This window comes from Peptoclostridium sp. AF21-18, assembly GCF_003478825.1.
In the GTDB taxonomy this organism is placed as follows: domain Bacteria; phylum Bacillota; class Clostridia; order Peptostreptococcales; family Peptostreptococcaceae; genus Peptacetobacter.
The window spans coordinates 12817-31557 of record NZ_QUGE01000026.1; the positions used below are offsets into that span (position 1 = coordinate 12817).

Annotated in this window: 14 protein-coding genes and 1 pseudogene; 13 read left to right on the top strand and 2 right to left on the bottom strand. The window is 31.1% G+C overall.

Going from position 1 to position 18741, the window contains the following annotated elements:
* Positions 1 to 96: 96 nt before the first annotated feature.
* Positions 97 to 861, bottom strand: coding sequence for a lysophospholipid acyltransferase family protein (locus tag DWX74_RS09315; RefSeq protein WP_199647635.1), 765 nt, complete (start codon positions 859 to 861; stop codon positions 97 to 99).
* Between the two features lie 167 nt (positions 862 to 1028).
* Between DWX74_RS09315 and DWX74_RS09320 the strand changes: the two genes are divergently transcribed.
* The 11 genes from DWX74_RS09320 to DWX74_RS09365 all read left to right on the top strand — a co-directional run bounded on the left by DWX74_RS09320 (position 1029) and on the right by DWX74_RS09365 (position 15263).
* Complete coding sequence (locus DWX74_RS09320) at positions 1029 to 1790, top strand: TSUP family transporter (RefSeq protein WP_118549704.1); 762 nt, start codon at positions 1029 to 1031, stop codon at positions 1788 to 1790.
* 223 nt (positions 1791 to 2013) lie between these two features.
* Positions 2014 to 2187 (top strand): hypothetical protein, encoded by a 174-nt coding sequence (locus tag DWX74_RS11125; protein WP_158573264.1) that lies wholly within the window; start codon positions 2014 to 2016, stop codon positions 2185 to 2187.
* Entirely contained in the window at positions 2156 to 2833 is a 678-nt protein-coding gene (locus tag DWX74_RS09325) for a hypothetical protein (RefSeq protein ID WP_118549705.1), read from the top strand. The genes DWX74_RS11125 and DWX74_RS09325 overlap by 32 nt, the downstream gene beginning before the upstream one ends.
* 463 nt (positions 2834 to 3296) lie before the next feature.
* A complete protein-coding gene (locus DWX74_RS09330) occupies positions 3297 to 4913 on the top strand; it encodes a Na/Pi cotransporter family protein (RefSeq protein WP_118549706.1) in 1617 nt (538 codons plus the stop codon).
* Between the two features lie 533 nt (positions 4914 to 5446).
* The gene (locus tag DWX74_RS09335) at positions 5447 to 6259 is read left to right on the top strand and encodes an Mrp/NBP35 family ATP-binding protein (protein WP_118549707.1); all 813 of its coding nucleotides are present in this window, start codon (positions 5447 to 5449) and stop codon (positions 6257 to 6259) included.
* 377 nt (positions 6260 to 6636) lie between these two features.
* Positions 6637 to 7635: an adenosine deaminase gene (gene add, locus DWX74_RS09340; protein WP_118549708.1), complete on the top strand. Its 999-nt coding sequence runs from the start codon at positions 6637 to 6639 to the stop codon at positions 7633 to 7635.
* Positions 7636 to 7867: 232 nt separating this feature from the next.
* Positions 7868 to 8086 carry a helix-turn-helix domain-containing protein gene (locus tag DWX74_RS09345; RefSeq protein WP_118549709.1) on the top strand — a complete coding sequence of 73 codons (219 nt, stop codon included), beginning with the start codon at positions 7868 to 7870 and terminating at the stop codon, positions 8084 to 8086.
* Positions 8087 to 9031 carry a restriction endonuclease subunit M gene (locus DWX74_RS09350; protein ID WP_118549710.1) on the top strand — a complete coding sequence of 315 codons (945 nt, stop codon included), beginning with the start codon at positions 8087 to 8089 and terminating at the stop codon, positions 9029 to 9031.
* Complete coding sequence (locus tag DWX74_RS09355) at positions 9018 to 13082, top strand: Eco57I restriction-modification methylase domain-containing protein (RefSeq protein ID WP_118549711.1); 4065 nt, start codon at positions 9018 to 9020, stop codon at positions 13080 to 13082. Before DWX74_RS09350 ends, DWX74_RS09355 begins: the two co-directional genes overlap by 14 nt.
* 12 nt (positions 13083 to 13094) lie before the next feature.
* Positions 13095 to 13787 carry an SMODS-associated NUDIX domain-containing protein gene (locus DWX74_RS09360; RefSeq protein WP_199647637.1) on the top strand — a complete coding sequence of 231 codons (693 nt, stop codon included), beginning with the start codon at positions 13095 to 13097 and terminating at the stop codon, positions 13785 to 13787.
* A gap of 12 nt (positions 13788 to 13799) precedes the next feature.
* On the top strand, positions 13800 to 15263 hold the full coding sequence (locus DWX74_RS09365) for a nucleotidyltransferase (protein ID WP_118549713.1): 1464 nt from the start codon (positions 13800 to 13802) through the stop codon (positions 15261 to 15263).
* Positions 15264 to 15271: 8 nt separating this feature from the next.
* Here the strand turns inward: DWX74_RS09365 and DWX74_RS11455 are convergent.
* A pseudogene (locus tag DWX74_RS11455) lies at positions 15272 to 15382 on the bottom strand (mobilization protein); the annotation flags it as partial.
* A gap of 93 nt (positions 15383 to 15475) precedes the next feature.
* Here DWX74_RS11455 and DWX74_RS09375 point away from each other — a divergent pair.
* Positions 15476 to 16546 carry a hypothetical protein gene (locus tag DWX74_RS09375; RefSeq protein ID WP_118549714.1) on the top strand — a complete coding sequence of 357 codons (1071 nt, stop codon included), beginning with the start codon at positions 15476 to 15478 and terminating at the stop codon, positions 16544 to 16546.
* Positions 16547 to 16713: 167 nt separating this feature from the next.
* Positions 16714 to 18582, top strand: coding sequence for a tetratricopeptide repeat protein (locus tag DWX74_RS09380; RefSeq protein ID WP_286164307.1), 1869 nt, complete (start codon positions 16714 to 16716; stop codon positions 18580 to 18582).
* Positions 18583 to 18741 lie beyond the last annotated feature (159 nt).

The window sequence follows — 18741 nt, forward strand, 5'->3', positions numbered from 1 at the left end:
ATAATTTATCAAGTTCTCTAAAATAATAAAAAAAGAAGTTACCATAATATAATTACGATAACTTCTATAAATATAATAATATCTAATTATAAAATACTAAACAGCAGCACGTTCGCATTTAGCATTGTCAAATTCTCTCATTTTTTCAATCATTGACTCTCTGATTTCTTCTCCAAGCTCTACAGTTTTGTATCTTGGATTTTCTATGTGTTTGTAAACTGGATTTAAGAATTCAACCTCAACATCTTTAGAGTTAATCTTTCCAACTGGCTGATAACCTTCATAAGTACCTTTAGAATTTTTTATAACCATTGGGACAATAGGGCATTTTGCTTTGTAGGCGATTTTTAATGCACCAGATCTAAAGTCTGAGATATATGCATTGTCGTCTTTAACCCAAGTTAAATCACCTTCTGGGAAGATAGCCATAGAGTGATTATTTTTTATATTGTCAGCAGCCTGGTTTATAGCCTTCATTCCTTCACGATTGTTTTTTCTGTTGATAAAAACACATTTAACAAGTTCAATCCACTTGCTTGCAATAGGAATCTTTCTCCAAACTGGCTCATCTGCAATTACGCAACCTATACCCCTATCAACGCTGTCTACTAAAATGTAGCTATCAAGCATACTAGAATGGTTGATTACGAAAAGAACTGGCTCTTTTGGAATTTTCTCTCTACCTATTACATTTACATTGATTTTAACCTTTTTTAATGACTTAGCAGCAATCTTTTTTAAGAATGCAAACTTCTCATCTAAAGTGTATTTATCTGGATTTTTTCTAAACTTATTTAGCTGCGGGATTGATGAGATAAATCCAAAAATCTGCAGTATCCGGAATTTTATATAGTTAAACAAGAACAAAACATCTCCTTACGTTCTAAATTTTTGCAAAGAATATTTTAGCATAAAACGAAATTAAAGTCTATAAACTGAAAGTGTAAATAATTATAAAAAATGAAATAAATTTGATATAATAAAAATATAAATTAAGAGTACGATTGAAGGATTAAAAGGAGGGGTAAATGGAAATTACATTAAAGACATTTATAATTATCTGCCCATTTTTGTTTTTGGCAGGTTTAATAGATGCAATTGGTGGTGGAGGTGGATTGGTTTCTCTTCCTGCGTATTTAATTGCAGGACTTCCACCACATACAGCAATTGCAACGAACAAGATGTCCTCTACATTTGGGACTACACTTGCTACTTTGCGATTTATTAAAAATAAATTGGTAAACTTCAAATTGGCGATACCAGCAGTTATTGCAGCAATTATTGGTTCATCAATTGGAGCACATATTTCTTTGCTTGTAGATGATAAAGTGATGATATACGTTTTAGTTTTGGTTTTACCAATATCTGCATTTTTTGTGCTTAATAAAAAAACATTCCACGATTATGGTTCTGATGAGATTGTTTTGGATAAACGCACATATGTAACCGCATGTGTAGCAGCGTTTTTCATAGGGATATATGATGGATTTTATGGACCAGGAACGGGAACATTTTTAATAATAGCGTTTACTGTATTTGCAAAAATGAGTGTAAAAACATCAAATGCACAGGCGAAAGTGATAAACCTTACAACAAATATTACCGCACTTATTATCTTTATTTTGAACGGGCAAGTAATGTTTATGATTGGGATAGTAGCTGCAATATGCAACATGGTAGGAGGCTATATAGGTGCTGGGCTTGTAATGAAAAATGGTGCGAGAATTGTAAAACCGAGTATATTATTTGCATTATTCTTGCTTGTACTAAAAGTAACTGGGATTATATAAATTAAAAAAACGAAAAAATAAGATATTAACCTGAATTTCAATAAATGGTTTAATATCTTATTTTTTTGTGTTCAATATTGCAATTTCACAAAATAAAGTTAAAAAAATAGGATGGCATTTTTCCAAAGAAAAAGTGAAATGTCACTTGAAAGAAGACAGATGAATCCTTCTAATGATAGATTGTCTTTAGAAAGATTGTAAAAAAGTTAGGAGGAAGAATTATATGAAAACGATGATAGAAAATGATTTTGTATTTAGAGCAGGTCCAAAGATGGCAACAGTTTTAGGCATTAATGAGGCTCTTGTTTTGGGTATGGTGGATTATTGGATAAATAAAAACAAAGAAAACGGTATAAATTACAAAAATGGTAGATACTGGACTTTTAATAGTAGGTAATTTTAACAAAGTAGGATTTGACAGAACGAAATGGTATAGTATCGATTACGATAGATTTGACGAACTTGTTGCTGAAAAAAGTGATTTGATTAATAAATATGAGATGAAAGAAGTAGAGGAAGAATTGGAGATTGATATGACAAATTGTCCAGATGCAACTTACCAAGTTGACGAGATGCAAAACGACAGACTGTCATCTTGCAATACGACAACTTGTCATAATGCAAATAGACAGATTGACTATAACAATACCAATAACAACACAACTAAAACAACATTTATTACACAACAACCAGGGCAGAGGGTGGTTGCCATAGAAACAAAAGGTATGTTAAAAGAGTTTTTAGGATATTCGTATACAGATAGTTATGCCAGTAGGGTTATTAATATTTTGATGAGCAAGGAAAAAGGTTGTGATTATTTGCGTGAAAAGATTGAGCTAGCTAAAAATAGGAATGTAGATAATAAGTGTGCGTTCTTGATGGCAGCGTTACAATCTGATTATAAGAGCGTCAATGGTAGCACCAAAAGAGATAATTATGGTACAAGAAAAAATAGGAACAAGTTTATCAATTTTGAGCAGACAGTGTACAAGTATAGCAAAGAGGAATTAGATGAGATGATCAGGAGGAAAAATCGGTTTTAGATGTTTTATTTTAAAATTTAATAAAAATTTGTGATGGTGCTTTTTTTATACGGTGTTATGTGATAGAATAAAAGAAATTAGAACCATATTGGAATGTAAATCCTTTATTATTCTATTAATTTGATTAGATCCATATTGGAATAGAAAAAGCTACCTATGTTAAATGGTGGCTTTTTTTTATTTAATTAAGTTGCTTCTAAAAAACATAAATTTAACAGAAAATAACATTTTCTTAAAGTAAACTAAGATTCTGAACATAGATATAACACAGTTATGGCCTAAAAATAGCACTTTTTTAATAAACTTAACATAGAATTAACAACTTAACATACACTTAACTACTACTTAACTTTTTCTTAATTCTTTTAAATTTGTAATTTGTTATTATAAATATGTTGATTGGTGAGGGAACCAAAAGAAAACAAAAAATAATAATATATAATCTATTTTCAAGGAGGAAGAAATGCAGACAGCAATCACTTTATTAGGCGGTTTAGGAATGTTCCTATACGGTATGACAGTAATGGGAGAGGGACTTCAGAAAGCTGCAGGAAGCAAACTTAAAAAAATAATAGAAATGCTTACAAGTAACGTTGTAATGGGTGTACTTGTAGGGACAGTAGTAACAGGAATCATACAGAGTTCAAGTGCAACTACAGTAATGGTAGTTGGTTTCGTTAATGCAGGGATAATGACATTATCTCAGGCAATAGGTGTTATAATGGGTGCCAACATAGGTACAACTGTAACAGCTCAGTTAGTTTCATTCAGCTTAGAGGACGTAGCTCCAATAGCACTAGGTATCGGTATCATATTCTATATGTTTACATCTAAAGAAAAAACAAAACAGGTAGCAGAAATATTAATCGGTTTTGGTCTTTTATTTACAGGTATGGAATTCATGAAAGAAGCAGTTGCTCCTTTATCAGAATTACAGAGTTTTAGAGATGCGTTATTATTCTTAAGTAAAAATCCAATACTTGGAATATTAGCAGGGTTCGCAATAACAGGTATAGTTCAGAGTTCTTCAGCGTCAATGGGTATGCTTATAGCGCTTGCATCACAGGGACTTGTTCCAATAACAGCAGCACTACCTATACTTTACGGGGATAATATAGGTACTTGTGTTACTTCACTTATATCAAGTTTAGGGGCTAGTAGAAATGCAAAAAGAGCAGCGGTAATGCACTTATCATTCAACGTAATAGGTACATTATTATTCATGTTAATACTTAACAAACCAATAGTTGCAGTTGTTCAGTATCTAGATCCAGCTAACACAGCTAGACAGATAGCAAATGCACATACACTATTCAACCTTATAAACGTTATAATACTATTACCTTTCTCTAAATATATAGTTAAATTAGCAGAAAGATTAGTTCCAATTAAAGAAGAAGAAATAGAATTAGCTACAGCTAATACTACTAAATACATAGATGAAAGAATGTTTGAAACTCCTTCAATAGCTCTTGGAAACACAGTTCAGGAAGTTGTAAGAATGGGTGAAAAAGCTAGAAAATCTTTCACTTATGCAATGGAAGGTCTTATGACTAGAGATTCAAAAGCGATAGATAAAGCTTTCAACTACGAAAAAACAGTAAATACATTACATAAGAGTATATTAAACTACTTATTAAAATTATCTAACACTAATATAAACAGTGACGAGAGAATTAAAGCCGATTTATTATTCCATGTAGTAAACGACTTAGAAAGAATTTCAGATCACGCTGAAAACATAGCAGAGATAGATAGATTAGCGGTAGATGGAGAAACTAAATTCTCTGATATAGCTAAAAATGAAATAAATGAAATTTCAGATTTACTATTAAAGAATATAAATTCAGCGATAGAGTATATAGATACTAAAAATCACGATTTATATGATGAGATAGAAAGAACTGAAGATGAAGTTAATATGTTAGTTAAACAGTACAGAAATGAACATATGAAGAGACTTGGTGACGGGGTTTGTACTGTAGATTCAGGAATATTATTCCTAGACTTATTAACTAACTTCGAAAGAATTTCTGACCACTGCTCAAATATAGCAGAGAAATTCAAGTCATTAAAATAATTTAGGTAAGAGTTAGGTAAGAGTTAGGTAAGAAAAAATAGATTATATAAAAAACGGAATAGATTAGAGATATATGAAGGGACTGTTGCATATTTTGCAGCAGTCTTTTTTATAATCTGTTATAAATTTACTATTTGCATAAGAATGGATAAAATCAAAATTTATACGTTAATTTCTCTCAGGGATTGAAGTCATAGACAAACTCCTCTCCAGGCAATCAAGTTGCATTGTCGAGTTCGTTTTGTCTATGCACTTCAATCCGCCAAGTTAGTTATTATTCCTATAAATTTTGATTTTATCTACTCTTTTCAAGATAGTAAATTTGCAACAGATTATGATAAAAAGGCTGTTTGTAAAATATAGCAACAGTCCAACTTCATATATAAACTTAGTTGCATAAATTAAAATGATTGTTTAAAAATAAATTTAAAAATTTAATGACTTTAGTGAAAAACTGTACTACAATATATATGTAAAGTAAAAAAATAATAAAAATGAATTACTTTAAAAGTAACACAATGGAGGAATGAAAAATGTCAAATTGTAGTAATTGCCCATCAAAAGGGTCATGTAATAATAAGGAACACTGTTCAATAGAAAATAACCCACAGAATCATATAGGTAAAATAATAGGTATAATGAGTGGTAAAGGAGGAGTTGGTAAGTCTACTATAACTGCTCTTACTGCTAATCAGTTAGCAAAACAGGGATATTCAGTAGGTATATTAGATGCTGATATAACTGGACCAAGTATACCAAGACTTATGGGAGTTAAAGATGCTAAAGCTTTAAGCGATGGAGAAAGTATATTCCCAGTTGTTAATGGTAACGGAATAAAAGTTATGTCTATAAATCTTATGATGGATGATGAAAATGAACCAGTTATCTGGAGAGGCCCAATATTAGGTGGAGTTGTTAAACAGTTCTACACAGACGTTATATGGGGAGAGTTAGATTATCTATTAATAGATATGCCTCCAGGAACAGGTGATGTAGCTTTAACAGTTATGCAGAATATACCAATAAACGGAACTGTTATGGTTTCTGTACCTCAGGATCTTGTATCTATGATAGTTTCAAAAGCTGTTAATATGGCTAAGAAAATGGATATACCTGTATACGGTGTTGTTGAAAATATGAGTTATATAGAATGTCCAGACTGTGGTAAGAAGATAAAATTATTCGAAGGTGAAGGAACAGATGGATTCCTTGAAGGTTTAGGATTAGATTTATTAGCTGAGTTACCAATGAGTAAAGAAGTTATAGATATAACTCACAATGGTGTAAATGAAACTAGTGAAAAAATAGAAAAAATAATAGATGGAGTAGTATCTAAAATAAAATAATTTATTAATTTGAAAGATGAGGGGCTGTTGTGGATTTTGCAAAGCCCCTTTTTTGTTCGAATTATAATTACTTTCTCTCCAGGCTTCGACGTGCGTGTAGGTAAAACGTTTTATTGTGAATAGAACCCACGTCTGCAGATTGTCGAGAAAAGTAATTATAACTTCTCCCAAAATAACGTGGCTTTGCTAAAAGTCCACAATCAGCCACATTTTTAAATTAATTAAACTTATTTTGGTGGCAAGTGGTCGTATGCAAAATTATCGGCTGCTAAAAATATAATTGTAAGTAGCATTATTGGTAAGATTGTTTTAATTTTAGAATTGGATGAAGTTGGAAAAGGATGTAAAATGTTAAATATGAAAGAGAGGTTTTAGTTATGGATTGTCATCATATTCCTAAGATTGAGTTACATTGTCATTTAGATGGTAGTGTTAGACCAAAGACTATTATAGATTTAGCTAAGAAGGATGGTATTGAGCTTCCTTCTTATGATTTAGAGGAGATTGAGAAGCTTTCTATTGCTCCAATGGAGTGTAGTTCTCTTGATGAGTATTTGAAGAGGTTTGATCTTCCACTTGCTGTTATGCAGAGTGGAGAGAATATAGAGAAGATTGTGTTTGAGCTTATGGAGGACGCACTTTTTGAGAATGTGAAGTATATGGAAATTAGGTTTGCTCCAGTGCTACATACTAAAAATGGTATGAGTCAGAAAGAGGTTATTCAGAGCGCGATAAACGGAATTAAGAGAGCTGAGATGTTCTTTAATATAGAAGCGACTTTGATTCTTTGTTGTATGAAGCATCTTAGCGAGGAGGATGCGATAGAAACAATTGAAGCTGGTAAAAAGTTTATCGGTAAAGGTGTGTCTGCTGTGGATTTAGCTGGCGGTGAAGAAGAAGGATTTGCAGATAAGTTTGTAAATGCTATGAAACTTGCTAAAGAATACGGATATCATATAACTGTTCACGCAGGTGAAGCAGCTTCTGCACAGAATGTTATAGATTCTATTGAAAAGCTTGGTGCTGAGAGAATTGGGCATGGAGTTAGGATAGAGAATAATGAGGAAGCGTATAATTTAGTGAAGGAAAAAGGTGTGATGCTTGAGATTTGTCCGACAAGTAATGTTCAAACTAAGGCTGTAAATTCTATGAAAAATCATCCAATTAGAAGATTTTTAGACGATGGAATTAAGGTTTCTGTGAATACAGATAATAGAACTGTTTCTAATACATCTATGTCAGATGAGTTTGAGGTTTGCATAGATGTGTTTGGTTTTGGTGAGGAAGAGTTTAGAAAGGTTTATGCCGATTCTGTTAATGCATTGTTTGTGGATGATAAGAAGAAGGAAAAATTATTGAGAGTATTAAATCAGTAGGAAGAAAGTTGATTGAATTTAAGATTATAGAATTATAAAAATTGAACGAATAAAAAATAATAATTGTTAATGGAAGTAGAAAGAATAGACTTTATTAAATTAAAAGGTGGCATAGTCGTAAAAAATCGGCTATGCTATTTTTGTGTCAAATTTGACTTTTGTAATTATATATAGTATATGTTATAATATAATGTATAAAAAATCTACTTTTATGGAATAAGGAGAAATAAAAATGAAATTTAACTACAATGGATTATGGAAGTTATTGATAGATAAGAATATGAAGAAGAAGGATTTAATTGATGAGACTGGAATATCACCAACAACGATATCAAAGATGGTTAGAGGTGATGCAGTATCTCTTTCTGTAATCGGGAAAATTTGTGAAAAATTAGGTTCAGATGTTGGGGATTTGATTTGTATTGAAAAAGATATAGAGGAAGATAAATAAATGGCATTTACAATTGATGTAGATGAGGGGAAATGGAGCAAAAAAGTTTTAGAAACGCTCCTTATTGATAGGACTACAAATAGAAATATTATCTGGGGAACAGATGACTATGAGATATTAGGTAAAGAGTATTATTCTCACTATCCTATTCTTTTAACTCTTATTACTGGTGATAATTCAAATGTTATTCAACCTAGAATACTAAAGACTAAGGAAAGTCAAGGAAATAGAACAAAGTTAAAAGCGGAGGTGTTTACACCCAGCTGGGTTTGTAATGCTCAAAATAATCTGGTTGATAATGCATGGTTTGAAAAAACTTCTGTTTTTAATGTAGAAAAAGGAAAGTCATGGATTGCAACAACAGATAAAATAGAATTTCCACATAAAAAAAATAAAACTTGGCAAAAATATGTTGATGAAAGAAGACTTGAAATCACTTGTGGAGAAGCACCTTATTTAGTAAGTAGATATGATACAGTAACGGGCAAGCCTATAGATTTATATAAACGAATCGGTATCTTAGATAGGAAAATGAGGGTAGTAAATGAAAATACTACTAGTGAAGATGAATGGCTTAAATGGTCAGAAAGAGCATTTCAAAGTGTTTATGGTTTTGAGTTTCAAGGCGACAGTTTGCTTATAGCGAGAGAAAATTTACTCATTTCGTATTGTGACTATATGCAAGAAAAACTTAAAAGGGAACCGAAAGAGAAGGAACTTTTAAGAATAGCCAAGATAGTATCGTGGAATCTATGGCAGATGGATGGTCTAACATATACTATTCCATATAGAGAACCGACTGAACCAAATGAACAGATGACACTATTTGATCTTATGAAGAAAGAAGAAAATGCTTTCTGTATTATAAAAGACTGGCGAGCAAGAAAAAATATAAATTTTCGAGAATTGTTAAATAAAGAGGATTATGCAAATGGAAGAAAATAAAATTGAAGCTATAGATATATTGGATAGAATTATCATTGGTCGTGTAGAGCCTCATATCTATGCATTTACGACAAATACAGTACCAAATTATTTAAAGGTTGGAGATACATACAGACCAGTATCAAAAAGGTTAAACGAATGGAGAGAATTTTTCCCAGAACTTGAAAAACAATATGAGAATAAAGCCACAATTGATGAAGAAACTTATTTTAGAGATTTTTCCATTCATCAATATCTTGAAAATGATTTAAATAAACAAAGATTAAAGCCAGATGATTTAGAAGATGGCATTTATTATAGTAGAGAATTTTTTAAAGAGACTCAAATACTGGATATTGATAATGCTATTGAAGATATAAAGGAAAATTATCAAACGAACTCGAGTAAGTATGAATATTATAGTTCTAAAAATAGACTACCTCAAACATATCATTATCAAAGAGGTGGAAATTGGGATTTAAGACCAAATCAAAAAGCTGCTGTAAATAGTTTTATACAAGCTTTGAAAAATGGGCGTAGAAATCTACTAATGTATGCAGTTATGCGTTTTGGAAAATCTTTTACTTCACTTTGTTGTGCTTTAGAAATGAAAGCTCAAACTGTATTAGTTGTGTCAGCTAAAGCAGATGTTAAGGATGAATGGAAGAAAACTGTTGAAAGTGCAGGGAACTTTTCAGAGTATGTTTTTATAGAATCATCTGATTTGTTGGCTAACGAGAATGTAATATCTGAGAAGCATTCTGAAGGAAATAAAACAGTTATTTTCCTTACCTTACAAGATCTTCAAGGGGACAACATTAAGGATAAACATAGGGGTCTTTTTGGAGAACAAATAGACCTTCTCATTGTTGATGAAACACATTTTGGGGCAAGAGCAGAATCTTTTGGAAAGATTTTAAAGAATGCTGGTTATGATAAGGCAGATGAAAAGAACATCAGTAAACTTGATGATGAAAATATTGAGTTAGTTGAAGCTAATGTTGAAATAAAAAAAATAAATGCAAAAATCAGATTGCATTTATCAGGAACACCATATCGTATTTTGATGGGAAGTGAATTTGAAAAAGAGGATATTATTTCTTTTGTTCAGTTCTCAGATATTGTGAAAGAGCAAGAGGAGTGGGATAGGAAACATCTTATTAAAGATGATGTAAATGAATGGGATAATCCGTATTACGGATTCCCACAAATGATTCGCTTTGCTTTTAATCCGAATAAATCTTCTCGCAAAAAAATGGAAGCTTTGAGAAAAAGTGGGGTAAGCTTTGTTTTTTCAAAATTATTTGAACCACTTTCTATAAAAAAAGATATGAGTCATCAAGGACATAAGAAGTTTATAAACGAGACTGAAATTCTTGATTTGCTTAAGGTGATTGATGGAAGTAAAGAAGATGAAGAGTTATTAGGGTTCTTAGACTATGACAAAATCAAAGAAGGTAAGATGTGTAGACACATGGTTATGGTTTTACCTTACTGTGCTTCTTGCGATGCAATGGAAGAGCTTATTAGTACAAATAAAGATTTATTTAAAAATTTAGGTGAATATGAAATAATAAACATTTCAGGTGTTGAGGCAAGAAGAGAATATAGTAAGCCTGACTATATTAAAAGAAGGATTAAAGAATGTGAAGAAAAAAATCAAAAAACACTAACATTAACTGTAAATCGAATGCTAACAGGTTCTACTGTAGAACAATGGGATACTATGCTTTATTTTAAAGATACAGCTTCACCACAAGAATATGATCAATCTATTTTTAGATTACAAAATCAGTATGTTAGAACATTGGCGAGTGAAAAAGGGTTCATAAAAGAAAACCTAAAGCCACAGACACTGTTAGTTGATTTTGATCCGAATCGTCTATTTAGAATGCAGGAGCAAAAATCTCTTATTTACAATGTAAATACAGAGGAAAATGGTAACAGTAAGTTGAAAGAAAGAATTGTAGAGGAGCTTCGTATTTCTCCAATTATTATGATGAATCATAATAAGATTAAACAGGTAGATGCTACAAATATTTTGGATGTAGTAAGTGAATATAATAATCAAAGAAGTATTTCAGATGAAGTAGTTGATATACCTGTTGATTTATCCATATTAAATGATGCTGATATACGAGAGGTTATAGAATCTCAAGGTGAATTTAATTCAAAACAAGGATTAACAATAGAGCCAAATCAGGGTGATGGTGAGGATTTTGATATTGAAGAGCCAACAGATGATAAGAAATCAAATGAAAATAAAAAAGATAATTCAAATGAGGATTATTACGAAACAAAAACAGATGATGAAGTTAAAAAGCTAGAAAGTCAAATTAAGACATATTATCAAAGATTACTTTTCTATTCTTTCTTGACAAAAGATAAGGTATCTTCTTTAGATGATATTTTAAATACATTGGACAAATCTGAAAACCAAAGAATTGCAAAAAATTTGCATATAGTTAAAGATGTTTTGCAAAAGATTAGCTATAGAATGGATCCGTTTAAGAGAAGTAGCTTAGATTATAAAATTCAAAATATATCTATGCTTGCATCAGATGAAAGTATTGCTCCTCTTGATAGGGCGATGACTTCAATAAAAAAGTTTAATAGAATGTCAGAATCTGAAGTTATTACTCCATCAAAAGTGTGTGATGAGATGGTCGCTTTACTGCCAGAGGAAGGCTTAAGAGAAATGGTAGATAGGCAGTACAAATTACTTGATATTGCAAGTAAATCAGGAGAATACGCTGTATCATTATATAAAAGATTAACAGCAGAACTTGGATGTTCACATGAAAATATAAAAGACATTATTTACTCAATACCAACATCATCTATAGCTTATGAATTTACAAGGAGATTTTACGAAATATTGAACTTGAATGTAAATAATATCTCATCAGAGTTTAATGCATATGATTTGATTGAATTGAAAGATGAAAAAGGAGAAGTGAGTTATACAAAAATAAATGACTTGCTTAAACAAGATATAGCATTCAATGAAATAACATTAAAAGATGAAATAAAGGTAGGTGAGAATAAGGTGAAATTTGGAGCTGTCATCGGTAATCCGCCTTATCAAATTAGTGATGGAGGAGCACAAGCGAGTGCAAAACCGATATATCAGAATTTTGTATTGGTAGGAAAGAAACTTGCATCTGACTATACATGTTTTATTACTCCAACAAGATGGTTTGCTGGAGGTAAGGGATTGGATGAATTTAGAAATCAGATGCTTAATGATAAGACTATAAAAGAACTACATGATTTTTTAACACCAGAAGATGTATTTCCAAATACAAATAATAGAGGTGGTGTTTGTTACTTTATAAATGATTTTTCAAAAATAGATGATGAAGTTGTAGTTGTAACTTATAAAGATAATAAAAAAATATCAGAGGTTAATAGACCATTATTAATAGATGGTATTGATATTTTTGTTAGAGATAGTATTGGTGTTGAAATAATAAATAAAATAAATGAACATGTATCTAATGAGTTTTTGGATAAGATTGTCTCTTCAAGGAAACCATTCGGATTAGAAGGTAAATTTGTTAACGATGAGAATTTTAAGAAAGCCGAAATCGGAATGATTGAACCTATAAAATGCTATGGAAAGAGCCAGAAAATGGGATATGTTGAAAAAAACATTATCAATAAAAATATAAATTGGATTGAAGGCTGGAAAGTTTATACACCATATGCAAATAATATAGGGACTGAATTAAACGATGATAATCAAAACTCTTTTGTCGGAGAGCCTAAATCTGTATGCACAGAGACATTTTTAGTTATTGGTGCAGACTTAAATTTAACAGAAAAAGAAGCATATAATTTATCGATATATTTGAAAACAAAATTTTCAAGATATTTACACTCTTTAGCAAAAATAAGTCAGCATGGGACAAGTAAAACATATAGATTTGTTCCAATGCAAGACTTTACTAATGAATCGGATATAGATTGGTCAAAATCCATAAAAGAAATAGATGAACAATTATTTGATAAGTATGGGTTGTCAATAGAGGAAAGAGAACATATAAAATCTTTAATTAAGGATATGTAAGGAGACATAAAAATGATAAAAGATATAATCATTAACCTTATTGTTGCATTTATCACTTATCTTGCTGCGACCATATTTCATAATAGATTAAGAATAAAAATATGGTTGCAGTCTCTTTTGAGATGGAATAAAAATATAAGATTAAGTTGTGCATACCTTTTTCAAATAAAGAAAGATGGCAAATACCTTTTGATAAAGGGAAATAGAATAGAACAATATCAGCCAGTTGGCGGGGTTTATAAATACTATAATTCGTTCAATGAAATTAAGTCAAAGTTAGAATTAAAAAACGAATCTGAAAACCGTTTTTATGAAAATGGAGATTTAAGATTGATAACAAAAGGGAAATACCTTGTAAAATTTCTTGATTGGTTTGACACAAAGAAAAATAGAGAAATTACGGTGATAAGGGAACTAATTGAAGAATTGCAACCTGCAGAAATATCGGTAGAAAAACTTATTAAAAATGTGCAGATTGAATACTTAAAAACAATAAAAGAAGAAATCAAATTTTCTAAGCACTTTCAAATGGATGAGCAGAAAATATTTAATATATATGAAGCAAAGATACCATCTGATATGCTCGATACTATATTGAGCAGTAACAGATACTGTTTTGTTGAGGCGGAAGAAATAGAAAGACTTTGTTGTACAAGGAATGGCCTTTCTAAAAAGATTTCTGAAACAGCGAAGTATATAATTTAGGAGGAATATAATTTGGGAGATATTGTAATCCAAGAAGAAATAAAAAAACTTATCGAAGAAATAGATGTTTCCGATTCTAATTATGAAAAGGCAACTAATAGATATAATTCAATTGCTAATTATATAAAAAATTCTGAACTTGATTCAAGTAGACCAGATATATATTTGCAAGGTTCTTTTAAACTTGGAACTGCAATTAAACCTTTGACAGAAGATGGAGCTTATGATATTGATATAGTTTGTAATTTAACTAGATTAAGACGAGAAAATCAATCTCAGTTTTCTTTAAAATATGATTTTGGGGAAGTTGTAAAGAGATATTCAAAATCTCAGTCAATGTCTAATGATCCTAAGGAAAGCAAAAGATGTTGGACATTAAAATATGTTGATGAATATAATTTTCATATAGACATTTTGCCATCAGTTCCTTTGAATGATAAAGATGATGGGTATATAGCTATAACGGATAAAACAAAAAGCAATTATTTTGATATTTCTTATGATTGGGAAACTAGTAATCCTAAAGGTTATGCTCAATGGTTTAGGGATATTTCAAAGTATTCTATCTATCGAGAAAAATTTGCTAAAAGATTTTACGCTTCTATTGAGAAGGTTCCAGAATATAAAGTTAGAACACCATTACAAAGGATTGTTCAAATTCTGAAAAGACATGCAGAAGTGTGTTTTGAGGAGGATATTGAACATAAACCAAGCTCAATTATCATTACAACATTAGCTGCAAAACAGTATCAAACCGCCTGTTTGCTTAGCAATGACTTTTTGGATGTAATAACTTATATTATAGAACACTTAAAGGATGGAATTGAAAATAGGTATGGAAGACCGTGTGTTTATAATCCTGTAAATGATACTGAGGTTCTTTCTGGTAAATGGGATAAAGACGATAGCTATTTTGAGGCTTTTGAAAAATGGTTATTGCAACTTGAATCGGACTTTAATATCAGAAACAAAGATTTACTATATACAGATAAAATTCAATATATTAAAAGAAGCTTGTTTAAGGATAGTAGAAAGCAACACCCAATAGTCAATGTAAGTTCTATTAGGCATCATCAAAAATCAAAATGGAAAGAGTGTTTAATAGAAAAGGTTTCTATTAAGGCAAAGTATTTTCGTGATGGATTTAGATGGAAAGAAATAAAAAGTGGAACAGCTTTGAATAAGAATGGGAAGTTGCGATTTGAAGTACAAGCTAATGGATTAAGGGACTATGAAATATGGTGGCAAGTTACTAATACTGGCAAAGAAGCTGAAAGAGCAAATGCATTAAGAGGAGATTTTTATAGTTCAGAATTGGTTGAAGGTAAAAAAGTTAGGAAAGAAAGTACTCTTTATACAGGACATCATTATGTTGAAGCATATTTAATAAAAAGTGGTATTTGCTATGGTAAGAGTTTACCATTCGAGGTGAATATTGTTGAAGGATTTTCACTTGATTTTATGAAGAGAGAATAGAAGATATTTTATCTATCCATCTCTTTCCCCATATATTTCTCATAATTCTTTATTATTTGATAAAGCTTGCTCATATTAGCTTTTGTAGAAGAATACTCTTGCATTAGGGTATTCTTTTTTAGTGTTAAATTTACTTTGAAGATTATGTGAACTAAAAATCAAATTAAGACTCTTATAAATAGAGTATAATGAATGTAAAGGTGGTGTCATATATGAAAAAGAAATTTTTTAAGAACTTATTCGAAAAAGAAAACAATCTTCAAATGTATAGCATAAATGAATTTAACGTTTTTAGAGATATAATTTCGTTTTCTAAGGTAGAAGTCTACAAGGAAATGAAATCAATCCTAAGTGATATAGATAAAAATATAGATAGACAGATGGCTGAAACTGTTGAGAAATACCATATTGTAATGAGCCTTAAAGCTCAGACTGAAGAAATCAGCTCTCATTTAACAGGTGCAGAGGAAGAAATAGACGTTGTAATAAGGGATTCTAAAGAAGCTAACATAATAGCTAGATATTCAGAAAAGATGTTGTACAAGCTTTTAGAAATAGGATTTGCGTCTTCTGATCGGGAATTAGAGAAAAAGGCAATGACAGTTACATATTCAAAGCGGATTATGATGAAATTGGATAACATAGCTAAAAAAGATCCTGCTTTTCTAGAGGAATATTATAAAGATGATATTGCTGAATGTAGAGAAGAAGGAGAGTTTAAAGATATGGAAGAAGCTGAGGAGGTTAAATTTGAAAGATTTAACGACAATGACCATTCCAATATAGAACACTCTAGTATGGAAAGTTCTGATGTAGAAAATTCTCACATAGAAACAACAGACATAGAAGAAGCGAATATGGAAGAAATAAAGGAAGACTTAGAAGAGATAATCGATGAGATAGAAGGAAGTTGTGGTGCAGCTGATAATGCAGATGATTCAGATGATGTAGAGTTTGCAGGGGAATTAAAGATAAACATCTATGGAGAAGATGATGATTCTGTATCAGATAAAAACAATACATCTGGCGTAGATGAAGGAGGAATCGACATGATCGATGAAAAATATTCTAAAGAAGCATATGATTTATTTGTAAAAGGTGATGACCATGAAGTCGCTGAAGAAAAGAAAAATCTTGGCGAAGAAGAGTACGATGTCATAATAAGAGAGTCTACAGATATGGTTTTAAGGGACAATAAGGATAAGGAAAAAGTTGGTGAAGAAGCTTACGAAGAACTTATCAAAGGAAGAAAAATAAAAGAAGTAGAAGAAGACGAATACTAAAATAAAGCAAGATAAAAGCTGTTACATTTTTTTGTGATGGCTTTTTTTCTTATAAATTTTATAATAATTTCTAAAAAAATTATTAATTATATTGTAACGACTTTGAGTATCTTCTTTAATATGGTATTATTTAAGTATAAAGCTTTCAAAAGAAAGGGGTTACACAAATGAGAAGTACAATGTTTACGATTAAAGGAATTAGAGAAATTTCTAGCGATCCAAATGTCGCACACACTCAGGCGGTTTTATTATATAAATTAGGAAAAACAGAAGCTGCTATAAAAAAATACGAAGAGGCTGCTAGTGAAGGTAATGTAAAATCTCAGTATGCACTAGGAACTATTTTTGAAGATATGGGCGAATTAGAGGAAGCTGAAAGATGGTACAAAATAGCCTACAAAAGCGGTAAAGATGAAGCAGCTTTAGATATAGGTAATATAAAATTCTCAGAAGAGGATTATCAGTATGCACTTTATTGGTACGATAAAGCAGTTGAAATCGGGCTTTTAGCTGCACGGAACAATATGGGTGTTACTTATTATGTATTAAAAAATTATGACAAAGCAGAGGCAATTCTTTTAGACGCTGTAGAACACGACTACGGAAAAGCTTGCTACAACTTAGGTGTGCTTTACAATATGCTTGGTAGAGAAGAGGAAGCCTTTGAAATATTTAAAAAGGGAAGCAGATGCGATGACCACGATTGTATGTACAATCTAGCTGTTTTCTACACTCAGATGGGTGAAAGAAAAGAAGCGATAAACTTATACAAACAGCTTTACAAAGTTGGATACAATGAAGCTTGTTTCAATTTAGGTATGCTTATGGAAATGGACGGAGAGCTTGACGAAGCAGAAAGATACTACAAAAAAAGTGCCGATAATGGAGATATGAAATCTCAGTACAGATTGGCTTACATATACGATAGAGAAGAAGATTTAGACGATGCTATAGAATACTATGAAAGAGCTATATCACAGGAACACATTATGTCTAAATTCAGACTTGCAAATCTATTTAATAAAGAAGGAAATATTGTAGATGCAAAAGAATTATACGAAGAAGCTAGTGCTGCAGGTATAATCGAGGCTACTAACAATCTTGGTGGAATTTGTTTTGAACAGAGAGAATATGCTAGAGCAGTAGAGCTTTTCAAAGAGGCTATAGATATGAAATGTAGACCAGCTATAGAAAATCTAGGAGATTTATACATGGAAACTGGAGCTATAGACAGCGCAATAAGCTGCTTTGAAAAACTTCCAGGTAAACTTTCTTGCCAGATAAAATTAGCTAAGATTTACGACGATAGAGAAGATATAGAAGGATCAATCACTTGGTATAAAAAGGCTGCAGAAAATGGAGATATTCCATCAGCTTATAGATTAGCCTGTATATATGAAGATTTAGGAAATATAAAAGGTTCTATAAAATATTTTGAACAGGCAGCTGCAGCAAATCATCTAAATGCTATGGTTCATTTAGGTAGAATTTACTATTATGAAGGTATGTACGACGAGTCTAAGAATAGATTCAGAGTACCTGCTCAGGAAGGAAATACATACTGTCAGCATATGATGGGGGTTATTTCTGATATTTCTGATGAAAATATAGAGGAAGCTACTAGATGGTACGAAAAAGCTAAGTTAAATAATTGTATAGAATCTGTTGAAAATTTAGGACGGCTTTATTATAAACGGAATGATTTTAATAGAGCTGAGGAGTATTATAAAGAAGGTGTTGAGAGAGGAAGCAGAAAGTGTGCTTATATGCTTGGATGCCTTTATTATAAAAAGAGCAATTTAATATTTGAAAAGCTTGCTAAGAAGGAATTTGAAAATGCTCCTGAAATATTAGGCGATATGAAGGGAATAGATATTGCTGTTAGCGATGTGCAGCTTCCAGCATTTGAATTATGTCCTGTTGAGGTTGTTGAAGAACCTGAATATGTTCCAGGATATATAATAAATATAAAAGAAGACCTTGAAGGAATGCTTGAAGGATTTAGGGATGATATGGTATTCGATGACGAAAACTAAATAAATTTATTGAAAAGATAGTAAAATGAAAGGACAATATTATAACTACTATCTGCTCCAGGCTTCGACGTGCATGAATGCAATACATTCTGTTGTAATTAAAAACTGAACTGCTACCCGTAGAGTGGACTGTCAAAATAAATAAAAGTTAAATTTATC